At 36.6% G+C, this 3,001-nt stretch carries 6 protein-coding genes; all 6 read right to left on the bottom strand.

Going from position 1 to position 3,001, the window contains the following annotated elements:
• Window positions 1–236: 236 nt before the first annotated feature.
• A complete protein-coding gene (locus AB1630_11755) occupies window positions 237–764 on the bottom strand; it encodes an isoprenylcysteine carboxylmethyltransferase family protein (protein ID MEW6104467.1) in 528 nt (175 codons plus the stop codon).
• A gap of 235 nt (window positions 765–999) precedes the next feature.
• Entirely contained in the window at window positions 1,000–1,314 is a 315-nt protein-coding gene (locus tag AB1630_11750; protein ID MEW6104466.1) for a HEAT repeat domain-containing protein, read from the bottom strand.
• The gene (locus AB1630_11745) at window positions 1,311–1,655 is read right to left on the bottom strand and encodes a DUF3795 domain-containing protein (protein ID MEW6104465.1); all 345 of its coding nucleotides are present in this window, start codon (window positions 1,653–1,655) and stop codon (window positions 1,311–1,313) included. Before AB1630_11745 ends, AB1630_11750 begins: the two co-directional genes overlap by 4 nt.
• An 18-nt stretch (window positions 1,656–1,673) precedes the next feature.
• Window positions 1,674–1,832, bottom strand: a complete 159-nt coding sequence (locus AB1630_11740; GenBank protein MEW6104464.1) for a ribbon-helix-helix protein, CopG family — start codon at window positions 1,830–1,832, stop codon at window positions 1,674–1,676.
• Window positions 1,833–1,896: 64 nt separating this feature from the next.
• Window positions 1,897–2,160, bottom strand: coding sequence for a DUF3303 family protein (locus tag AB1630_11735; GenBank protein ID MEW6104463.1), 264 nt, complete (start codon window positions 2,158–2,160; stop codon window positions 1,897–1,899).
• 55 nt (window positions 2,161–2,215) lie between these two features.
• Complete coding sequence (locus AB1630_11730) at window positions 2,216–2,839, bottom strand: RNA polymerase sigma factor (protein ID MEW6104462.1); 624 nt, start codon at window positions 2,837–2,839, stop codon at window positions 2,216–2,218.
• Between the last annotated feature and the right edge of the window lie 162 nt (window positions 2,840–3,001).

Raw genomic sequence — 3,001 nt, 5'->3', positions numbered from 1 at the left:
GGTAAAATCTCCACCCAGGATAATTAGGGAAGTGAAATAGAGAAATCAATCAATATGTAGTGACAATCTCAAAAATTAAGTGTAATAATATCAATATGTTATGAATTTTGCTGTTGAATGCAGGTTAGAAATTAAAATTTCGCCTAACGGGATGCGGATAAAAGAAGTTGCCCAAGGCAATTTGTGGAAATCTTTGATTTCCCTTTTATCTGTTGTTAAGCGATAGTACACCGCCATTAAAAGTATCTCCTTACTTTTTTCATATAATTCCTATATTCGTCACCATATTGTGTTATTAGAAATTTCTCTTCTTGTAAAATTTGGTAGTGAATACCAACCATAACTAAAACTGAAGATATCAAAAAGAACAAGTTGGTGTAAATTAACCATGTTCCTACAAAGTAAAGGTCCAGAAATATAAAGATAGGATTTCTTGTTATTTTAAAAATTCCGCTTATAACTAACTGGCCAGGTCTTTGTTTATCGATTCCAACCCGCCATGAACTTCCGAATGAAATAAGAGCCCAAATGAAGATAACGAAGCCTAAGACAATGAAGATAACTCCTACTATCTTCAAAGGAATTATTTGAAATAAAGCAGTATATAGAACTTCTGAAAAAATATGGAAATCCAGGTTAAAGGAAGACCGAATAACTTCAAGGGTCCAGATGACCAGTCCAAAAAAGAAAGAAATTTCCAGAAGAGCTTGCAAACCTTTCTTTCCAATTCCTAGAACAAATGGTTTGATACCTTTTAATCTCAATTGAATATTTCTTCCAACGAATACTATATAAAACGATACCAACACAATTATTTGGAAGTAGTCGAAAAAATCCACTTTATCACTTCTCGCAATTTATTTTAAGTAGATAAAAAGTTCTCTTTCCATATCCCTTTCCACATCATAACAAGTATATCATATGGCAAGATAAAAGTCATCAATTCTTTCAGTAGTCTTGTTCTGGCGAAGGAGTGAATATAACATAGCCAATCTCTGTTTAAAATCTTTGCCGATTTCCGATGCCTTTATCATTTTTGTATCCCATAGCATCTTTTATCTCCTTAATGACCTTTGGTTTTTCTTCCTTTTCTAATGCTCTTTTGAGTATCTCTTTTGCCCTCTTTGTTCCTATTCTGCCTAATGCCCAAGCAGAATAGGCTCTAATTTGTGGTTTGGGATGGTGGATTGCCTCCTCAAGTGCAGAGATAGCAGCAGGGTCAGCAATGTTACCCAGAGCAATGACAGCATTCCCTCGGATTGTGTCTATCCCAGCGGATATTGCTTCCTTTTTCAGGTCGTTATCAATCTTCATAAACTCATCCTGATTCTTTCAAGGGTAATTTTAGCCTCAGGTGCCATTTCAAAATGCTTGTTAAGTTTCTCACAAGCATATTCGTCACAATAAGCACAGTTCTTAAGGTTCCTCTCCTGTCCACACTTTCTTATTTCACAGACTTTGCAGTGACAAAAAAGTCTTTCACTTCCTGATAAACACCCATCGCAGTTAATATGGTCTGGTGGAATGTCCAGGTTGAACTGCTTAGACCACATCTCTGCAACCTTTCTTCTTTCCTCATCATCATCCTTTTGGGTTGCCAAGAATGCAGGGCATTCAGTACAGATTAGTCCGCAAAAAGCAATCATTCTTTGCATCTTACATTACCTCCTTCATTATTCTTTCTTCTTTTCCTCAAGACCCAGCTTGATTAGTTCTACCAACAGGGCATTCTTGCTTAGACCTAATTTCTCCTTTAACTGATCAATCTCTGCAATTAAATCTTTCGGAATATGAACAGCAACACACTTGGTCTCCTCTTTCTTTACATCCATTTTCTACCTCCTGGTATAATATTCATTATACCTAATCAGACATCTTGATCTTTATAGGATGTCTTTATTTTTGGATACCTTGCATCAACTCACCAACAGTCATAACAGCAGTTATCTCTAAAATTTTTCCATAAGGAAGATAGGGTTCCCACATCCTGCGAAGATCTTCTTCATCCTTAGCTTCATAAAGATTGAAGCCAATTGATGAATCAGAGACTGCACAGTATCCTTCCCATTTTGCTATCTCAGGGATCTCCCCAGTGGCCATCTTTTGGGCAAGTTCAGGTGCCTTTTCAATCTGCCACTTACTCTTGACAAGAAACAACATCTTGCATCACCTCCTCACTAAGGTTAGATGCAAGAGAGGGGTCAAAAGATACGCTCTATCTTGTAAAAATTTCTCCCTCTTCAATTCTCTGACGGATATTAGAAAGAATATCTTCCTGCAATTCCTTTGGTGAGAGAGACCGATAAAACATCGTTATCTTCTGGAGGTCAGTTAGGTTTTGGTCAATAGTTTTTGCATCTATTACAACAGGTTCTCTGGCAAGGTTTATCTTGTCTGGTAGGCATCTTACCTGCTCTTTAGCATAGTCCCTCCACATCCTGCATTTGCAAGGGTTGTCTTTCTTTATCAATGCACACCTATCCTTAAAGAATTCTATTAACTTTTGTCTTGCCCTATGTAGCCTTGCCTTAATTGCTCCTTGAGTAATATTAAGAATCTCGGCTATTTCCTTACAAGATAAGCCTTGTATTTCAGAAAGGACAAAGACTATGCGCTCTGACTTGGGAATATGCGTAATGATGCTGGAAAAACATATCTCTTGAATCTCTTTAATCAGATATTCATCCTCTGGGTTTTCTAAAGAGACCAATTTATCTTCCCAATCTTCCAAAGGCTCTGGTGCAAGCATTGGTTTGCTCCTATAAGAGGCAGCGAAAACATTATAGGCAATCCGATATAGCCAGGTGAAGAACTTGCTTTTGCCTTGATAGGTTGAGATATTTGGCTCTTCACGGAATATGGTGCAAATATAATCTGGAACTTACCCATAAGTTTGTAGAAACAAATCCTGCTTAGGTTTTTAACACTTTATTTTATTCAAAAAGAGAAAAACTAAAATTTTATCTTTAAAAAAAAGGAAAAAATGCCGATATATTAAATA

It is taken from the genome of bacterium (assembly GCA_040753555.1).
GTDB lineage: Bacteria > UBA9089 > UBA9088 > UBA9088 > UBA9088 > JBFLYE01.
The sequence above is the reverse complement of the archived record's forward strand: the minus strand, read 5'-3'. Positions and strand labels throughout refer to the sequence as shown.